At 70.0% G+C, this 17159-nt stretch carries 14 protein-coding genes; 6 read left to right on the top strand and 8 right to left on the bottom strand.

Going from position 1 to position 17159, the window contains the following annotated elements; genetic code table 11:
* Positions 1-54 precede the first annotated feature (54 nt).
* Positions 55-228: a glycine betaine ABC transporter substrate-binding protein gene (locus AB0L64_RS24735; protein WP_363713607.1), complete on the top strand. Its 174-nt coding sequence runs from the start codon at positions 55-57 to the stop codon at positions 226-228.
* Positions 229-272: 44 nt separating this feature from the next.
* Here AB0L64_RS24735 and AB0L64_RS24730 read toward each other — a convergent pair whose 3' ends face one another.
* Positions 273-1781: a DHA2 family efflux MFS transporter permease subunit gene (locus tag AB0L64_RS24730; RefSeq protein WP_363713606.1), complete on the bottom strand. Its 1509-nt coding sequence runs from the start codon at positions 1779-1781 to the stop codon at positions 273-275.
* An 87-nt stretch (positions 1782-1868) separates the two neighbouring features.
* On the opposite strand from AB0L64_RS24730, the gene AB0L64_RS24725 reads away from it, so the two are divergent.
* Both AB0L64_RS24725 and AB0L64_RS24720 read left to right on the top strand, forming a co-directional pair.
* Positions 1869-2579: a TetR/AcrR family transcriptional regulator gene (locus tag AB0L64_RS24725; RefSeq protein ID WP_363713604.1), complete on the top strand. Its 711-nt coding sequence runs from the start codon at positions 1869-1871 to the stop codon at positions 2577-2579.
* Between the two features lie 451 nt (positions 2580-3030).
* Positions 3031-4392 carry an MFS transporter gene (locus tag AB0L64_RS24720; protein WP_359933154.1) on the top strand — a complete coding sequence of 454 codons (1362 nt, stop codon included), beginning with the start codon at positions 3031-3033 and terminating at the stop codon, positions 4390-4392.
* Between the two features lie 358 nt (positions 4393-4750).
* On the opposite strand, the gene AB0L64_RS24715 is transcribed toward AB0L64_RS24720, so the two are convergent.
* Positions 4751-6004, bottom strand: coding sequence for an aminotransferase class III-fold pyridoxal phosphate-dependent enzyme (locus AB0L64_RS24715; protein ID WP_363713601.1), 1254 nt, complete (start codon positions 6002-6004; stop codon positions 4751-4753).
* Between the two features lie 79 nt (positions 6005-6083).
* On the opposite strand from AB0L64_RS24715, the gene AB0L64_RS24710 reads away from it, so the two are divergent.
* Positions 6084-7694: an NAD-dependent succinate-semialdehyde dehydrogenase gene (locus AB0L64_RS24710; RefSeq protein ID WP_363713599.1), complete on the top strand. Its 1611-nt coding sequence runs from the start codon at positions 6084-6086 to the stop codon at positions 7692-7694.
* A 13-nt stretch (positions 7695-7707) separates the two neighbouring features.
* Here the strand turns inward: AB0L64_RS24710 and AB0L64_RS24705 are convergent, their stop codons facing one another.
* Together AB0L64_RS24705 and AB0L64_RS24700 are read right to left on the bottom strand one after the other, a co-directional pair.
* Positions 7708-8355 (bottom strand): GntR family transcriptional regulator, encoded by a 648-nt coding sequence (locus AB0L64_RS24705; protein WP_359933159.1) that lies wholly within the window; start codon positions 8353-8355, stop codon positions 7708-7710.
* The gene (locus tag AB0L64_RS24700; protein WP_363713597.1) at positions 8352-9080 is read right to left on the bottom strand and encodes a maleate cis-trans isomerase; all 729 of its coding nucleotides are present in this window, start codon (positions 9078-9080) and stop codon (positions 8352-8354) included. Before AB0L64_RS24700 ends, AB0L64_RS24705 begins: the two co-directional genes overlap by 4 nt.
* 45 nt (positions 9081-9125) lie before the next feature.
* On the opposite strand from AB0L64_RS24700, the gene AB0L64_RS24695 reads away from it, so the two are divergent.
* On the top strand, positions 9126-12257 hold the full coding sequence (locus tag AB0L64_RS24695; protein ID WP_363713595.1) for an FAD-linked oxidase C-terminal domain-containing protein: 3132 nt from the start codon (positions 9126-9128) through the stop codon (positions 12255-12257).
* Between the two features lie 35 nt (positions 12258-12292).
* Here AB0L64_RS24695 and AB0L64_RS24690 read toward each other — a convergent pair whose 3' ends face one another.
* Positions 12293-13132, bottom strand: a complete 840-nt coding sequence (locus tag AB0L64_RS24690) for a LysR family transcriptional regulator (protein WP_363713593.1) — start codon at positions 13130-13132, stop codon at positions 12293-12295.
* A gap of 93 nt (positions 13133-13225) precedes the next feature.
* Here AB0L64_RS24690 and AB0L64_RS24685 point away from each other — a divergent pair, with 93 nt between their 5' ends.
* On the top strand, positions 13226-13963 hold the full coding sequence (locus AB0L64_RS24685) for an SDR family oxidoreductase (protein WP_363713591.1): 738 nt from the start codon (positions 13226-13228) through the stop codon (positions 13961-13963).
* A 13-nt stretch (positions 13964-13976) separates the two neighbouring features.
* Here the strand turns inward: AB0L64_RS24685 and AB0L64_RS24680 are convergent, their stop codons facing one another.
* The 3 genes from AB0L64_RS24680 to AB0L64_RS24670 are packed head-to-tail and all read right to left on the bottom strand — an operon-like array spanning position 13977 to position 17096.
* On the bottom strand, positions 13977-15185 hold the full coding sequence (locus tag AB0L64_RS24680) for a PLP-dependent aminotransferase family protein (protein WP_363713589.1): 1209 nt from the start codon (positions 15183-15185) through the stop codon (positions 13977-13979).
* Between the two features lie 4 nt (positions 15186-15189).
* Positions 15190-16344 carry a M24 family metallopeptidase gene (locus tag AB0L64_RS24675; protein WP_363713587.1) on the bottom strand — a complete coding sequence of 385 codons (1155 nt, stop codon included), beginning with the start codon at positions 16342-16344 and terminating at the stop codon, positions 15190-15192.
* Positions 16341-17096: an Asp/Glu racemase gene (locus tag AB0L64_RS24670; RefSeq protein ID WP_363713585.1), complete on the bottom strand. Its 756-nt coding sequence runs from the start codon at positions 17094-17096 to the stop codon at positions 16341-16343. The genes AB0L64_RS24675 and AB0L64_RS24670 overlap by 4 nt, the downstream gene beginning before the upstream one ends.
* Between the last annotated feature and the right edge of the window lie 63 nt (positions 17097-17159).

The raw sequence follows: 17159 nt of genomic DNA, 5'->3' as shown, positions 1-17159 counted from the left end.
CCGCTGGGTTCCGGCGTACCGCGAGACAACATCCGGACGCTCGACACCGGTGCGGTGCTGCAGGACGACAAGAGGTACTTCCCGGCGTACAACGTAGCTCCGGCGATCAGCCAGAAGGTGCTGGACAAGTACCCGCAGCTGCGGGACCTGCTGCAGCCGGTGTCGGACAAGCTGACCGACGAGGTGCTGATCGACCTCAACGCACAAGTCGACGTCGACGGGACGTGAGCCCGCCGACGTCGCCATGGACTGGTTGGTGAAGGAAGGTTTCGTCAGCCGTGACTGACGCTTTCCTCGCGGGCCCGCTTCGGCAGTAGGTACGACACCGCGAGGCTGACGACGAAGAGGCCGATCGCGACCAGGACCGACGTCTTGGTCGCGCCCAGGAACGCGTGACTCGGCAGCAGCTGGAAGAAGATCGTGCCGATCACCGCGACGCCGATCGCGCCGCCGTACTGCTGCATCGCGGTCAGGACGCCGGACGCCGAGCCCGCGGCCTGGTCGTCGATCGAGGCCAGGATGATGTCGAACAGCGGCGCGAACACCATGCCGGCGCCGATGCCGGTGGCCAGCGTCGCGGGGACCAGGTTCCAGATCGTGGTCGTGTCGCCCTGGGTGTGCAGCGTGAACCAGACGCCGGCCATCGCGACCGTCATCACCGCGATGCCGAGCTGGAGTGCCTTGCGCCCGAGCTTCGGGGCGAGCAGCGCGGCCGACAGCGGCGCGCCGATCGCGATGCCGAGCGAGAACGGCACCATCGCGAGGCCGGCCTTCAGCGGGCTGTAGTGCAGGCCGAGCTGGGTGAACAGGTTGAACACCAGCATGAAGCCGTTCATCGCGAGGAAGAACGTGGTGATCACGCCGAGACCGGCGACGTACCCGCGGTTGCGGAACAGCGACGGGTCGATGACCGGATTGCCCGACCGGCGCTCGCGCCAGCCGAACAGAGCGAAGACCGCGACCGAGCTGGTCAACATCAGGATTGTCCACAACGGCCACCCGAGCTCACGGCCCTGGACGAGCGGGTAGATCAGCAGGCCGGACGCGAGGCTGACCAGGGCGACACCCGCGGCGTCGAGCCGGGACGCGCCGGGCGTCTTGACCTCGGGCATGAAGCGGAGCGCGCCGACGAGTGCGGCGATGCCGACCGGGACGTTGATGAAGAAGATGGTCCGCCAGCCGGCGTCGAACCAGTTGGCGTCGATCAGGACGCCGGCCAGGATCGGGCCCGCGACCGCCGACAGTCCCATCACCGGGCCGAACATCGCGAACGCCTTGCCGAGCTCCTCGGACGGGAAGATCGACTTCAGGATCGCGAAGCCCTGCGGGATCATCACCGCGCCGAGCAGGCCCTGCGCGACCCGGCTGCCGATCAGTAGTTCCGGGCTGGTCGCGAGGCCGCAGACCGCGGACGCGACCGTGAAGCCGAGGGCCCCGATCACGAACAGCCGCCGCCGGCCGACCAGATCGCCGAGCCGGCCGAACGTGATCAGGCCGATCGCGAAGGCCAGCGTGTAGCCGGCCAGCATCCACTGCATGGCCGACTCCGACCCGCCGAGCTCGGCGCGGATCGACGGGGCCGCGATGTTGACGATCGTCGCGTCGACGAGGTCCATGATCTCGGCGACCAGGATCGTGGCGAGTACGATCCACCGCCACCGGTACGGCGTACCGCGCGGGGCCGTCGTGGAGTCGGATGTGGTGCCGGTGGTGGTGCGGGGCGTGCTGCCTGGCGTCGTGCCGGGTGTGGTGTTGGGTGAGTTGTCGAGTGTGGTGCTCATCGTTGGCCCTTCAGGATTGGCGAACAGTGTTCGTTGACGAACACTGTTCTACTCCCGAACGGTGTTCGCGTCAAGTACAGTGTTCGTATGACCCAGCACCCGTGGCAGCCGATCAGCCCCGCGAAGCCCGCCCGCGCCGCGAAGGAGCCGCTCAACCGCGAGCGGATCGTCGACGCCGCGATGCGTGTCCTGGTCAGCAACGGGTACGACGCGGTCTCGATGCGGAAGGTCGCGCAGGAGCTCGGCACCGGCCCGGCGTCGCTCTACGCCCACGTCGCGAACAAGCGGGAGCTCGACCAGTTACTGGTCGAGCGGGCCGCCTCGCAGATGGACTTCGACGAGGCGGTCGATCCGGAGCGCTGGCAGGAGCAGCTCAAGTCGATGATGCGCGAGATGCTGCGCGTACTGCGGGCCAACCCGGGAGTCGCGCGGGCCTCGATCGGTCAGGTGCCGCTGGGGGAGCGGGCATTGCGCAGCACCGAGCGGATCCTGGCGCTGCTGAAGGCCGGCAACATCCCGGACCAGGCCGCCGCGTGGGCCGTCGACCTGATCCCGCTGTACGTCACCGCGATCGCGTTCGAGGAGACGGTCCAGAGCGCCTCGAACTGGACGCCCGAGGACGTCGAGGGCTTCGTCCGCGGGTTGCGCGAGTACTTCGCGTCACTGCCGGCGGACCGATTCCCCCTGACGGTGGCGCTCGCAGTGCCGATGACGTCCGGCGCCACCGGCGACGAGCGATTCGAGTTCGGCATCGCAGTAATCACCGCCGGCCTAGCCTCCCTCGCCGAGCCGCACTGACCGAGCCGCACTGACCGAGCCGCACTGACCGAGCCGCACTGAGCCGCGCTGTCTGAGCCGCACTGACCCAGCCGCACTGACCGAGCCGCACTGAGCCGCGCTGTCCGAGCCGCACTGACCCAGCCGCGCTGGCGCGCTGGGCTGATCGACCGGGCTGACCGCGCCGTGTGGCCGACTGGGGTGATCGGCCAGGGCTGATCGAGCCGGGTCATGTGACGGGGCTGTGAACACGGAGAGCAAACCGGGTACGACTGCTTGTGGTTCACGAATGCACATGGCTAACCTTCGGATTGTCAACAAAACTACGACTTGGGCTGTTGGGCGTGTGGAGAACGCGCGGGTGGGCACACGGACCAGGCCGTATGACGACAGGAGGAAGACCGTGGACGCCGAGACCCCGCCAGTGAGCCCGCAGCCGGCCAGTGGTGGGCGAGCCCAGGACCGGCCGCCCGTGACCACCACCGAAAAGGAGCAGCCGCCCGGGGTGCTCAGGAAGGCGATCGCCGCCTCGGCGATCGGGAACGCGACCGAATGGTTCGACTACGGCATCTACGCGTACGGCGTGACGTACATCTCGGCGGCCATCTTCCCGGGAGACACCGAGAGCCAGACCCTGCTCGCGCTGATGACCTTCGCCGTCTCGTTCCTGGTCCGCCCGCTCGGCGGCCTGGTCTGGGGACCGCTCGGCGACCGGCTGGGACGCAAGCACGTGCTGGCGATCACGATCCTGATGATGTCCGGTGCCACGCTGCTCGCCGGTCTGGTCCCGTCGTACGACTCGATCGGGCTCTGGGCGCCGATCCTGCTCGTACTGCTGCGGATGATCCAAGGCTTCTCGACCGGTGGCGAGTACGGCGGTGCCGCGACCTTCATGGCCGAGTACGCGCCGAGCCGCAAGCGCGGGTTCCTCGGCAGCTTCCTGGAGTTCGGCACGCTGGCCGGCTTCTCGCTCGGCGCGCTGCTGATGCTGGGCTTCTCGCTGGTGCTCGGCGACGACGCGATGCACGCCTGGGGCTGGCGGCTGCCGTTCCTGGTCGCCGCGCCGCTCGGTCTGGTCGGCGTCTACCTCCGGTCCCGGCTGGAGGACACCCCGGTCTTCCGTGAACTCGAGGCGAAGGGCCAGAAGGAAGAGGAGACCGCGACCCAGTTCAAGGACCTGCTGGCCGGCTATTGGGGCCCGATTCTGCGGCTCGGCGGCATGGTCATCGCGCTGAACGTCGTGAACTACACGCTGCTCACCTACATGCCGACCTACCTGGAGAAGGAGATCGGCCTGAGTGCCGACCAGTCGCTGATCGTGCCGATCATCGGAATGTTGACAATGATGGTCTTCGTGCCGTTCGCCGGCCGTGCGTCTGACCGGATCGGGCGCAAGCCGCTGTGGTGGGCGTCGTTGACCGGGCTGTTCGTGTTCGGCGTGCCGATGTTCCTGCTGATGGGGACGAACCTGGCCGGCGCGATCATCGGCTTCGCGGTGCTCGGTCTGCTGTACGTGCCGCAGCTGGCGACGATTTCCGCGACGTTCCCCGCGATGTTCCCGACGCACGTGCGGTATGCCGGATTCGCGATCGCGTACAACGTGTCGACGTCGCTGTTCGGCGGGACGGCGCCCGCGGTCAACGACTGGCTGACGGCGAAGCTGGGCGACTCGCTGGTGCCGGCGTACTACATGATGGCCGCCTGCCTGGTGGGTGCGCTCGCGCTCGCCCGGGTGCCCGAGACGTCTCGGTGCCCGCTCAACGGCACCGAGATCCCGGGGACCGAGGACGCCCCGCCACCCGTGGCCCTCGACCCGGCCCACGCGAAGGCCTGACCGCAGGCCCGTCGACGCAGGAGAAGCCAGCCCGCGCTTTCCGGAACCAATCGCCACCTGCTGCGAACCGTGTTCCGGGAAGGGCGGGCCGGCCCTCGTTCGCAGGCCAGCCGAGGAAGCCGGTGATCGGGTCGGGGTCGGCCGAGGTTGGCGGTGATTGGGTCGGGGTCGGCCGAGGTCGGTGGTGGCCCGGTCGGCGGTCAACGGAGGACGGCGGTGGCCCGGTCGGCTTGACCGGACGCGGGGCGCCTGCCATGTACTGGCCGAGGGTGCCGACCTGCTGGACGTGGTGGGTCAGCGGGGGACGGCGGTGACTGTGTCGGGGGTCAGTCGAGGACGGTGGTGACTGTGTCGGGGGTCAGTCGAGGACGGTGGTGACGGCGTCGGACCAGATGCCGGCGGCTTCGTCGACCTCGTCGGGGGAGACGACCAGTGCGGGAATGAAGCGGACGACCTGACCCCAGGCGCCGCAGGTGAGTAGCAACAGACCTCGCCGCGCCGCCTCCTGCTGGACCGCGGCGGCCGTCACCGGGTCCGGCTTGCCGTCTGCGTCACGGAACTCGTTGCCGATCATCAGCCCGAGTCCGCGGACGTCGGTGATCTGCTCGTGCTTGTCCGCGACCAGCCGCAGCGCTTGCTTCAGCTGTGCGCCGCGGTCGGCGGAGTTCTGCACGAGCCCCTCGTCCTCGATCACGTCGAGCGTGGCGAGCGCCGCAGCGCAGGCGACCGCGTTCGCGCCGTACGTACCGCCCTGGGAACCGGGCCACGCCTTCTCCATCAGCTCCGACGACGCGGCGATCCCGGACAGCGGGAAGCCGGAGGCCAGGCCCTTCGCGGTGACGAGGATGTCCGGGTGCGATCCGAAGTGGTCGCCGCCCCAGAACTTGCCGGTCCGCCCGAAGCCGGTCTGTACCTCGTCCACCACCAGCAGGATCCCGTGCGCGTCGGCGCGCTCGCGCAGGCCCGCGAAGAACCGCGCGTTCGCCGGTACGTATCCGCCTTCGCCGAGCACCGGCTCGACGAAGAACGCCGCGGTGTCGGCCGGCGTGCTCAGCGTCTGCAGGGTGTAGTCGAGCTGGCTGAGCGCGAAGTCGGTGGCCTGCTCGACCGGCCAGCCGAAGTGGCCCGGGTCCGGGAACGGCGACACGTGGACTCCGGCCATCAACGGGCTGAACCCGGAGCGGAACTTCGTGCCGGACGTGGTCATCGAGGCCGCGGCCACGGTCCGGCCGTGGAAGCCGCCGTGGAACACGATCACGTTCGGCCGGCCGGTCGCCTGCCGGCTGAGTCGCAGCGCGGCCTCGATCGCCTCGCTGCCCGAGTTCGCGAAGAACATCCGGTCGAGGTGCCGGGGGAGTACCTCGCCGAGCCGGTCGACCAGGGTGAGCAGCGGCCGGTGCATGACCGTCGTGTACTGCGCGTGGATGATCCGGCCGATCTGCTCCTGCGCCGCCGCGACCACCCGCGGATGGCAGTGCCCGGTCGACGTCACGCCGATGCCGGCGGTGAAGTCCAGGTACCGCCGGTCGTCCTCGTCGAACAGCTGGACGCCCACGCCGCGGGCGGCGACCACGCCGGTCGCCTGTTTCAGGATCTGCGAGAGCTCGGCCACGACTTCCCCTCCACATGTCGACTGGTAGATTGTCGACAATCAGCGTATCTCAGCAGTCGAGGCCGGTGAAGGGGTGCGAATGAGCAACGACGAGCCGAACAACCAGCCCTACGACAAGCCGGACGACCAGCCAGGCCACGGGCCGGACGGCGGGCCGGACGACCAGCCAGGCCACAGGCTGGGGCACGGGCCGGGTAACACGCCGGGCGAAAGGTCGGGCGCAAGGTCGGCCGGTGAGGCGAGGGTGGTCGACGGGGTCGAGAAGCGGTTGTTCGTCGGCGGGAAATGGGTCGAGGCGACCCGCGGTGCGACGTTCGACGTGGTCGATCCGTCGACCGGTGAGGTGCTGTGCGCGGTCGCCGACGCGTCGCCGGCGGACGGCCGGGCCGCGCTCGAGGCAGCGGTCGCCGCCCAGCGCGACTTCGCCCGGACCGCACCGGGTGAACGCGCTGACATGCTGATGACGGCGTACGAGCTGCTGATGGAACGCGCCGACGAGTTGGCGTTGCTGATGACGCTGGAGATGGGCAAGCCGCTGCGCGAGGCCCGCGGTGAGATCGCGTACGCGGCCGAGTTCTTCCGGCACTTCGCGGGTGAAGCGGTGCGGATCGACGGCGGGTACCAGACCGCGCCGGCCGGGAACGCCCGCTTCCTGATCACCCGGCAGCCGGTCGGCCCGTGCCTGCTGATCACCCCGTGGAACTTCCCGATGGCGATGGGCACCCGCAAGCTCGGCCCGGCGATCGCGGCCGGCTGTACGAGCGTGATCAAGCCCGCCCATCAAACGCCGCTGTCGATGCTGGCGTTGATGGGCATCCTGGCCGAGGCCGGCGTGCCGGCGGGCGCCGTCAACTGCGTCACCGCGATGGACGCGGGCGGCGTGATGGAGCCGCTGATCCGCTCCGGGCTGGCGCGCAAGTTGTCCTTCACCGGCTCCACGCGGGTCGGCCGGATGCTGCTCGAGCAGTGCGCGGAGAAGGTGCTGCGGACGTCGCTGGAGCTCGGCGGCAACGCGCCGTTCATCGTGTTCGAGGACGCCGACCTGGACGAGGCGGTGACCGGCGCGATCGCGGCGAAGATGCGGAACATGGGCGAGGCCTGTACGGCGGCGAACCGGATCTTCGTGCACGCCTCCGTGATCGACGAGTTCGGCCGGCGGCTCGCGGAGCGGATGGCCGCGCTGACGGTCGGGCGCGGGACCGAGCCCGGCGTCGACGTCGGCCCGCTGATCGACGAGGCCGGACGCGAGAAGGTCCGGTCACTCGTCGCGGACGCGGTCGGGCGCGGCGCGACCGTGCTCACCGGGGGAGACGTGCCCGCGGGAAGCGGGTACTTCTATCCGCCGACGGTCCTGACCGGCGTACCGCGGGAGGCCGCGATGGCGGACCAGGAGATCTTCGGCCCGGTGGCGCCGCTGACGCCGTTCGACGCCGATGACGAGGTCGTGCGGGCGGCGAACGACACCGAGTACGGGCTGGTCGCCTACGTGTTCACCAACGACCTGCGGCGGGCGTTGCGGGTCGCGGAGGCGCTCGAGACCGGGATGGTCGGGCTGAACCAGGGCGTCGTGTCGAACCCCGCCGCGCCGTTCGGCGGCGTGAAGCAGTCCGGGCTCGGCCGCGAGGGCGGCGCGGTGGGGATCGACGAGTTCCTCGAGACCAAGTACATCGGGATCGCGGTCACTGACTGAACAAGTGGTCCGGTCAGCGGTTGACGAGGCGCTCGATGGCGTCGTCCATGTGCGCGATCAGGAGCCGTTCGGCGCGCTCGGCGTCGCCGTCGCGGATCGCCTCGCCGAGGTTGTTGTGCTCGATGGCGCGGGCGTCGGCGGCGAGGTAGGTCTCCTCGAGCGCGTGGATGCACATCCGGGTCTCGATGATCGACGTCTGGTGCATCCGCGACAACCGCGGGCTGCCGGCCAGCCGGACGAGGAGCTCGTGGAACTCGATGTCGAGGTCGCCGATCGCTGCCGGGTCGCCGTCGGCGGCCAGCATCCGGTCGGCGACCGCGCACAGCGCCGTCCCCGCGGACGCGTGGTCGCCGCAGAGGATCTTCTGGATCGCAGCGCGCTCGACCGCCTCGCGGGCGAGGTACATGTCGCGGATGTCGTCCGGCGTCATGTCGATGACGAACAGGCCGCGGTTGCGGATCGAGACCAGCAGACCCTCCTGGGTCAGGCGCTGCATGCCTTCGCGCAGCGGCCCGCGGCTGACGCCGAGCTTGCGGGCCAGGTCGGCCTCGCCGAGCTGCGCGCCGGGCTTCAGCTCCCCGTGGCCGATGGCCTTGCGCAGTTTGTCGGCGATGATGCTCGGCGTCGACTCCTGGGCCAGCGGCTCGATGTAACTGGTCACTCCGAATTCCCCCTTGTGGCGAACAACGTCCCCAGATGTGGCAAAGACGGTACAGGCCCGGCCAACTGGAGCCCCTTCCAGACCGTCACCTGGTTCGCGGTCAGCACCGGTTTGCCGACGGCGGCCTCCAGATCGTCGACGATCTCGAGCGTGTGCATCGCGGTGTCCGGCACCAGCACCGCCTCGGCGTCCGGGTGGTCGGCCGCCTTCACCATCGCCACCACCTGCTCGGGCGCGAGCGTCCCGACCTCCGCGGCGGTGACGATTCCGTTGCTGCCCATCGACACCACGTCGAGGCCGCCCGCGGTCAGGAACCGGACGAAGTGCTGCGCGACGTCCTCGGGGTACGACGCGGCGACGGCGACTCGCTTCAGCTCGAGCGTCCGGCACGCGTCGACGAACGCGATCGAGGTCGAGGACGCCGGGACGCAGAGCGCCTGCGCAACGCCGGCTGCCTGGATGTTCGCGCCCTCCGGGCCGAACACGAAGCTGCCCGAGGTGCAGGCCCACATCACCGCGTCCGGCCGCGACGGCGCGAGCTCGGCGGCGCCCTCGGCCAGCCGTTCCGCGCGGCCGAGGTCGAGCAGGGCGTCGACCCGGTGCGCGTCCTCGCCGACCGAGGTGATGACGACCGGCAGCTTCACGGAACCGTCGAGTCGGGCCTCGAGCGACGGGTAGTCGTCCTCCGCGCTGTGTCCGGGGTAAAGGAGTCCTACCGTGACCATCTGGCCTCCTGGCTGGTCGAACGACCGAAAGGTAGATTGTCGACAATGTTAACCCCAGAGCGCTCCGGCTCCGGATCTGCGGCGTACGACGCCGCGCGGCTGGTCGCGACGTTGCGCCGGGAGCTCCAGGGCGAGGTCGGCGACGATCGGCGGACGCGCGCGCTGTACGCGACGGACGGGTCGAACTACCGCGCGGTGCCGGACCTGGTCGTCGTACCGGCCGATGCCGAGGACCTGGCGGCGGCTGTCTCGCTGACCGCAGCCGCCGGCGCGCCGGTCGTGCTGCGGGGCGGGGGTACGTCGATGGCGGGCAACGCGATCGGCGTCGGTGTCGGGGTCGGCGAGTTCCGGGTCGGTGGCGTCGTGATCGACGCGTCCAGGCATGTGCGCCGGATCCTCGGCATCGACGCGGCCGCGCGGACGGCGGTCGTCGAGCCGGGCGTCGTACTGACGGATCTGCTGGCGGCCGCGCGACCGTACGGGCTGGCGTTCGGCGCGGATCCGTCGTCGGCGAGCCGGGCCACTCTCGGCGGCATGATCGCGAACAACGCGTGCGGCGCCCACTCGGTCGCCTGGGGTACGACTGCCGACAATCTGCAATCGCTCGACGTCGTCCTCGCCGACGGAACCCGTCTGACCCTCGACGCACCCGGTGACGGATCGGGCGGGGCGGCCGATCCCGGGCAGGATCGGCGTGCCGAGCTGGCCCGTCGACCGGGGCGTGAAGGGGAGTTGCATCGAGCTCTGCAGGACTTCGCCGGCCGGAACGAGTTGCTGATCCGCCGCCGGTTCGGGCAGTTAACCCGGCAGATCTCCGGGTACGCGCTGCACCGTCTGCTGCCGGAGTACGGCTACAACGTCGCCGGTCTGCTGGCCGGCAGCGAGGGCGGTCTCGCCGCGACCCTCCGCGCCACCGTCCGGCTCGTGGAGTTGCCCAAGGCAAAGGTTCTGTGTGTGCTCGGGTTCGCCGACTCGATCACGTCGGCGGACTGCGTACCGGCCGTGCTGCGGCACGCGCCGCTCACGATGGAGTCGATCAACAACGAGCTTGTCGACAGGCTGCCGACCGAGGTACGGGACGCGGCGGTCCACGCCGGGCTGCCGGCCGGGAACGCCTGGCTCCTGGTCGAGATCGGCGGCGAGGACGAACTGGCGGCCGCCGCAGCTGCCCGCGCGATGCTCGACGAACTGCGGGATTCCGGTGCCACGGCGAGTCTGGTGACCGATCCGCGGGCGCAGGCGGTGCTGTGGCGGTGCCGTACGGACGCCGCGGGCCTGGCGACGCGGCGCGCGGACGGAGCCGAGGCGTGGGGTGGTTGGGAGGACGCCGCCGTACCGCCGGAGCGTTTGGGCGCGTACCTGCGCGGCCTCGACGAGTTGCTCGGGCGGCACGGTCTGTCCGGCGCGTCGTACGGGCACTTCGGCGAGGGCTGCATGCACATGCGGATCGACTTCGATCTGTTGAGCGGGCGGGGCATCGCGACGTACCGGGAGTTCGTCGAGCAGGCCGCTGACCTGGTGGTCGGGCTGGGCGGCTCGGTGTCCGGCGAGCACGGGGACGGGCGGGCGCGCGGCGAACTGCTGAGCAAGATGTACGGCGCCGATGGGGTCGCGCTGTTCGGCGAGCTGAAGCGGATCTGGGACCCGGCGGGCGTGCTGAACCCGGGCGCGATCGTCGACCCGCCGCCGCTCGACCTCGCGATCCGGCACGACGGGTCGGCCAAGGATCGTAGATTGCCGACAATCTTCGACTACCCGGACGACGGGCACGACTTCGCGCAGGCGCAGCGGCGGTGCGTGGGGATCGGGAAGTGCCGGCAGACGTCCGGCAGCGTGATGTGCCCGAGCTACCAGGTCACGCGCGAGGAACTGCACTCGACGCGCGGGCGTGCGCACCTGCTGTGGGAGATGCTGCAGGGCGACCTGATCACCGACGGGTGGCGATCGGCCGAGGTACGCGACGGGCTCGATCTCTGCCTGTCGTGCAAGGGATGTCTGTCGGACTGCCCGGTGAACGTCGACATGGCGACGTACAAGGCCGAGTTCACCCACCACCACTACGCGCGCCGCCCGTGGGCCCGCCCGCTGTCGCACTGGTCGATGGGCTGGCTGCCGCTGTGGTCGCGCCTCGCGTCCCACGCACCCGGTGTAGCGAACCGCTTCGCCCGCCTACCCCTGACCAAGCGCCTCGGAGGCATCGCCGCCGAACGCGAGGTCCCACCTTTCGCCCCGGAAACCTTCACCCACTGGTTCACCCACCAAGCCACCCGGCAGAAGCACGCCCGGCCGGAGGGTGCGGGGCTGGAGGGTGCGGGGCCAGCAGGAGCGGGGCCGGGGAGCGCGGGGCCGGAGGGTGTGGGGCCAGCGGGAGCGGGGCCGGGGAGCGCCGGGCTGGAGGGTGCGGGACCGGAACGTATGGGGTTGGAGGGCGCCTGGGCGGGGAGTGCGGAGCCCGGGAGTGCGGGGCGGGTGGTGTTGTGGCCGGATACGTTTACCAACTACCTTGCGCCGGAGATCGGGCGGGCCGCGGTGGCTGTGCTGGAAACGGCCGGGTTCGAGGTTGTGGTGCCGGCGAAGCCGGTGTGTTGCGGCCTCACCTGGATCTCGACCGGTCAGCTCACCCGAGCGCGCCGTGTCCTCACCCGCTCCCTCGGCGTACTCGCGCCGCATCTCGAGGCCGGCACCCCGATCATCGGTCTCGAGACCAGCTGTACGGCGGCCTTCCGCCACGACGCGCCTGCTCTGCTTGTCGACAATCCTCTCGCCGCGTCGGCGGCCGCGAACATCCGCACGTTCTCGGAGCTCCTCGTCGAATCCGGCTGGCAGCCGCCTCAGATCGGCGGAGCGGCATTCGTCCAACCGCACTGTCACCAGCACGCTGTCCTCGGCTTCGATGCCGACCGCAAACTGATGGCGGCGGCCGGTATCGAGGCCGGTCTCGCGGACCCGGGCTGCTGCGGTCTCGCCGGCAACTTCGGCTTCGAGCGCGACCACTACGACGTCTCCAAGGCCGTAGGCGAACGCACGCTGCTTCCCGCCGTACGAGCGTTGCCCGAGACAACCACTGTGCTGGCCGACGGCTTCAGCTGCCGGACCCAGATCGCCCAGGCGACCCCACGGGCCCCCGCCCATCTCGCGCAGATTCTCGCCGAGGCGCTCCGACCGCGCCCGAGCTAGGCGTTGCCGGCTATGACCTCGTTGACGCCAGCCGGTTAAAGGCGTGTCGCGGTGTGGACGAGGTCGGCAACGACTGTGGATCTGCTGTGTGGTGGCCAGGCGATCACGGTCGTGACGGCAGGTGCGTCCGGCACCGGCACGACGGCATGGTCGTCGCCCAGTTGGTCTCCGAGCGACTCGGGCGCGACGACGCACGCCAGTCCGAGCGCGATCAGTTGGAACAGTTGGGTCTGGTCGCGGATCTGCGGGCCTGGGCCGTCCGGATAGGTGCCGTCCCCTCGAGGCCAGCGCGGCAGGGGCAGATCCGTCTGGGCGTTGATCTCGGCCAACGACAGCTGCGCCCGGTCGGCGAGGGGATGACCCGCGGGCAGGACCACCACCTGCCGTTCGGTGTGCAGATCCTCGGTGTCGAATCCGGCTGTTGTGTCGTACGGCCGGTGGAGCAGAGCAACGTCGGCACGCCCGGTGCGCAGCAGACTCTCCGGCTCGCCGGGCCCGCACAGCACCACCTCGACGGCAACGGCGCCCGGCTCAGCGGCGTAGGCGTCCAGGAGCTTCGACAACAGTTCCGTAGACGCTCCGGCCTTGGCCGCCAGCACCACACTCGGCTGGTCGGCCGCGGCGCGGCGGGTGCGCCGCTCGGCGGCTTCGACCGCGTAGAGCGCGGTCCGGGCCTCCCGCAGCAGCACTGACCCGGCCTCGGTCAACGTGATTGTGCGAGCAGTGCGGTACAGCAGAACGACGCCGAGCCGCCGTTCCAGTTGCTGGATCGCCCGCGACAACGGTGGCTGCGCCATCGCGAGCCGTTGTGCCGCCCGCCCGAAGTGCAACTCCTCGGCGACAGCGACGAAGTATCGCAACTCCCGCGTCTCCACCGACCGATCGTATCCGGCGCTGACCACGATCAATACCCGTGCGGTATCGCCGACCACCCGACCGGTCTTGGACGCCCCGGCCGGGTCCGCACCATGATCGACGGCATGAGTCAACGGACAGTCGCGCTGGTGACCGGCGCGAACAAAGGCATCGGATACGAGATCGCCGCAGGCCTGGGCGCCCTCGGCTGGCGAATCGGTGTGGGCGCGAGGGATCGGCAACGCCGCGAGACCGCGGTGGAGAAACTGCGCGCGGCCGGGACAGATGCCTTTGCCGTGCCGCTCGACGTCACCGACGACGCGAGTGTGGGCGCTGCGGCCGAGTTGATCGCCGGCCAGGCCGGTGGGCTCGATGTCCTGGTCAACAATGCGGCGATTACCGGCCGCCTGCCACAGACACCCGCCACGGTCGAGCCCGCGACCATGCGAGCTGTCGTGGAAACCAACGTGATCGGCGTCATCCGGGTCACCAACGCGATGCTGCCGATGCTGCGCGGCTCGGCATCACCGCGCATTGTCAACATGTCCAGCAGCGTCGGCTCGTTCGCCCTGCAAACCGCACCCGACGTCGACATGGGCCCGGTTCCCGCCGGCTACCTGGCCTCGAAGACCTTCCTCAACGCCCTCACCATCCAATACGCGAAGGAACTGGGCGACACCAGCATCCTGATCAACTCCGGCTGCCCCGGCTTCACCGCCACCGACCTCAACGGCTTCCGCGGCGTCCGCACGCCACAACAGGGCGCGGCCATCGCGATTCACCTCGCGACCCTGCCCGACGACGGACCGACCGGCGGATTCTTCGACGACGCCGGAACGGTCCCCTGGTAACGACACCGCGAAACTAGGTTGTCATCAGCTTGTCGGCGGCGCGGCGGAGGCGGGCGACGCCTTCGTGGATCCGGTCGGCGGCGGTCGACGCGAAACAGAGCCGGAAAGCGTTTCGGAAACGGCCGGTGGGCGAGAACGCCGGTCCGGGGATGAAGGCGACGCCTTCGGCGAGTGCGACCTCGAACAGTTCCTCGGTATCGACGCCGTTCTCCAGTGTCACCCAGAGAAAGAAACCGCCTTCCGGATCTGTCCAGTGCGCGATGTCACCGAAGTGTTCGGTCAGCGCGGCGTGCATCGCTTCCTTGCGCCGCTTGTACTCCCGGCGCTGCCGGACCAGGTGTTCGTCGAGATGCCCGCCGGTCAGGAATCCGGTCAGCAGCCGCTGCGCCGGGAGATTCGTGCAGGTGTCCATCGCCTGCTTCGCGTTGATCAGCAGCGGCTGCAGTTCGGGATCCGTGTCCACCCAACCGACGCGCAGACCGGGCGCGACGATCTTCGAGAACGTCCGTACGGCGAACACCAGCGGATCGCCCGCGCCGAGCTCCCGCAGCGTCGGCAGGGGATCGCCGGCGAACCGGAGCAGACCGTACGGGTCGTCGTCGATCACCATCGACCCCCATCCACGGGCCAGCTCCAGCAGACGCTGCCGCCGGTGCAGCGACAGCGTCGCGCCGGACGGGTTCTGGAACGTCGGGATCGTGTAGATCGCCTTCGGCGTTCGCCCGTCCAGCAGTCGCGGTAGATCGTCGACAATCATGCCGTCGTCGTCGACCGGCACCTCGAGCAGCTCCGCGCCGTACGAGAGCGCCGTCGCGCTGCCGTTGGTGTACGTCGGTGACTCGACGACGACCAGGTCGCCCGGGTCGACGAAGATCTTGCAGAACAGGTCGAGGCCCTGCATGCCGCCGGCCGTGACGGTGAGCCGATCGGCGGTCGTCTGGTCGCTGGTCCCGCGCAGCATCTCCAGCAGCGCCGCGTGCAGCGGCGGGTCGCCCTCGGTCGCCGCATAGTCGAAGGCGGCGGGACGACTCAGCTCCTCGGCCGCGATTGCGGACAGGATCCGCGCCGGGACGGCCTCCGCCGCGGGCGATCCCATCGCGAACCGCACGATGTCGTGTGTCTGCTTGTGCAGGAGCGACGTACTCGAGTCGATCACCGAACCCACCAGACCGGTGGCGCGGGCGGCGTACGGGAGCGCTGCGGGTGCAGGGCGTGCTGACAAGGGGCTACCTCCTGATGGTCAGATCGTGCGACAGGCCGGTCAGTCGTTCCACTCCGTCGGAGCTGACCACGACGGGTTCGGACAATTCGTATCCCCACCCGTCCATCCACATTCCGAGGATGACGTGGAACGCCATTCCCGCGGTCAGCACGGTGGTCTCCCCGGAGCGCAGGCTGACGGTGCGTTCGCCCCAGTCCGGCGGGTACCCGATACCGATCGAGTACCCGATCCGCGATTCCTTCACCAGACCGTGCGCCGCGATCACCGCGTTGAACGCGGCGTGCACCGCGCTGCCGGTGACGCCCGGCCGGATTGTCGACAACGTCGCCTGCATGCCGTCGGCAACGATCTTCGCCGTCTCGCGGAGCCGTCGCGGCGGATCGCCGAGCATCACGGTGCGGGCGAGCGGCGCGTGGTACCGGCCGTGGACGCCGGCCAGTTCGACCGTGGTGGCCTGATTGTCGACGAACGGACGATCGCTCCAGGTCAGGTGCGGCGTCCCGGCGGCGTCGCCGGTCGGCAGCATCGGCACGATGGCCGGATAGTCGCCCCCGTGCTCCGGTGTTCCGGTCGCCTGCGCGGCGAGGATCTCGGCGGCGACGTCACACTGCCGCCGGCCGGGCCGGAGCCGGTCGAGCGCGACCCGCATCGCCTGCTCCGCGATCGCGCCGGCGATCCGGAGGTGGTCCAGTTCCTGCGGCGACTTGACCAGCCGGACCCAGTTCACCAGCTCGGCCGAGTCGACCAGCCTACGGCCGGGCAGGCCGTTGCTGAGGGCAAGGTAGCCGCGGGCGGTGAAGTAGTGCGCATCGCTCTCGACGGCCACGTCCGCACCGGCTGGGATCAGCTCGTGGCAGATGTTCGCGATCCAGTCGTACGGATGGACGTCCGGCCGGTGTACCAGCACCTCGGGATACCCGTGGATCTGGTCGGCGCGCAGGTTGGAGGTGTACGACGCGCCCGCCGCATCCATCGCCCGCGCGAAGAACTGCACGTCACCATCGGCCGGGACGAGCAGGCACTGCGGCGTGTAGAACGACCAGGCGTCGTAGCCGGTGAGATAGAAGAGGTTCGCGGGATCGCTGACCACGAGCGCACCGAGGCCGCGCTCGGCCAGGACCGCGCGAACCCGGGTCAGCCGGGCGGCATATTCGCTCATCGGATTGTCAACAATCGTTGTCCCGGACCGACTCCTTCGTGGCCGGCGAGTTCGAGCGCCGACCACATCGTGACCTGGTTCGCGGTCAGCACCGGCTTGCCGAGCGTGGCCTCCAGCCCGGCGATCACGTCGTACGTCGGCAGGTTGGTGCAGCTGATGAAGATCGCCTCGACCGCGTCGCTGTCGACGCTGCGGACCAGCTCGACCGTCGTCTCGTAGGGGACCGCCCAGATCTGCGCGATCAGCCCGAGCCCGGCGGTCGCGACCACCTCGACCCCGGCCTGGGCGAGGAACGCGCTCAGCCCCACGGTCAGGTCGTTGGTGTACGGCGTGACCGTCGCGATCCGGTTGACCCGGAGCCGGCGCAGTGCGAGCAGCAGCGCGCCGCTGGTGGTCACCGCGGCGGGCGCCCCCGCGCCGACCATCGCGTCCACGAGGGCGAGTTCACCGGTCAGTCCGCCGACGAAGCTGCCGAACGTGCAGGCGTACGCGACCACGAGCGGACCGACCGGTAGCACGTCGTACGTCGTCCGCGCGATCAGCTCCGGATCCGAGATGTGCACGGCCATCTCGACCGTGGCGGCCATCGGCGCGTACGGCGTCCGCGTGACGTGCAGCGTGACGTCGTCGGGCACCCAGCGCCACAGCTCGCGGTCGAGCGCGAAGTCGTACGGCGCGACGACGCCGATCCCGGTCTGCAGCAGTGGCGGCACCGCCGCCGGCAGCGGGTGGGTGGAGGGACGCGTGCTCATGCCAGTCAGTGTGCGGCGCGAAGGAGATTGTTGACAATCCTACTAGCGAGTTCCTAGCCTCGA

The sequence above is a fragment of the Kribbella sp. NPDC051936 genome, assembly GCF_040680955.1.
In the GTDB taxonomy this organism is placed as follows: Bacteria; Actinomycetota; Actinomycetes; order Propionibacteriales; family Kribbellaceae; genus Kribbella.
This window is presented reverse-complemented; position numbering and strand designations above follow the sequence as displayed.

What these genes read in the sequence shown, in the direction of transcription:
- AB0L64_RS24730 (WP_363713606.1), bottom strand. Translation starts at nt 1,781, where the DNA reads ATGAGCACCACACTCGACAACTCACCCAACACCACACCCGGCACGACG.
- AB0L64_RS24725 (WP_363713604.1), top strand. Translation starts at nt 1,869, where the DNA reads ATGACCCAGCACCCGTGGCAGCCGATCAGCCCCGCGAAGCCCGCCCGC.
- AB0L64_RS24710 (WP_363713599.1), top strand. Translation starts at nt 6,084, where the DNA reads ATGAGCAACGACGAGCCGAACAACCAGCCCTACGACAAGCCGGACGAC.
- AB0L64_RS24700 (WP_363713597.1), bottom strand. Translation starts at nt 9,080, where the DNA reads ATGGTCACGGTAGGACTCCTTTACCCCGGACACAGCGCGGAGGACGAC.
- AB0L64_RS24695 (WP_363713595.1), top strand. Translation starts at nt 9,126, where the DNA reads ATGTTAACCCCAGAGCGCTCCGGCTCCGGATCTGCGGCGTACGACGCC.
- AB0L64_RS24685 (WP_363713591.1), top strand. Translation starts at nt 13,226, where the DNA reads ATGATCGACGGCATGAGTCAACGGACAGTCGCGCTGGTGACCGGCGCG.
- AB0L64_RS24675 (WP_363713587.1), bottom strand. Translation starts at nt 16,344, where the DNA reads ATGAGCGAATATGCCGCCCGGCTGACCCGGGTTCGCGCGGTCCTGGCC.
- AB0L64_RS24670 (WP_363713585.1), bottom strand. Translation starts at nt 17,096, where the DNA reads ATGAGCACGCGTCCCTCCACCCACCCGCTGCCGGCGGCGGTGCCGCCA.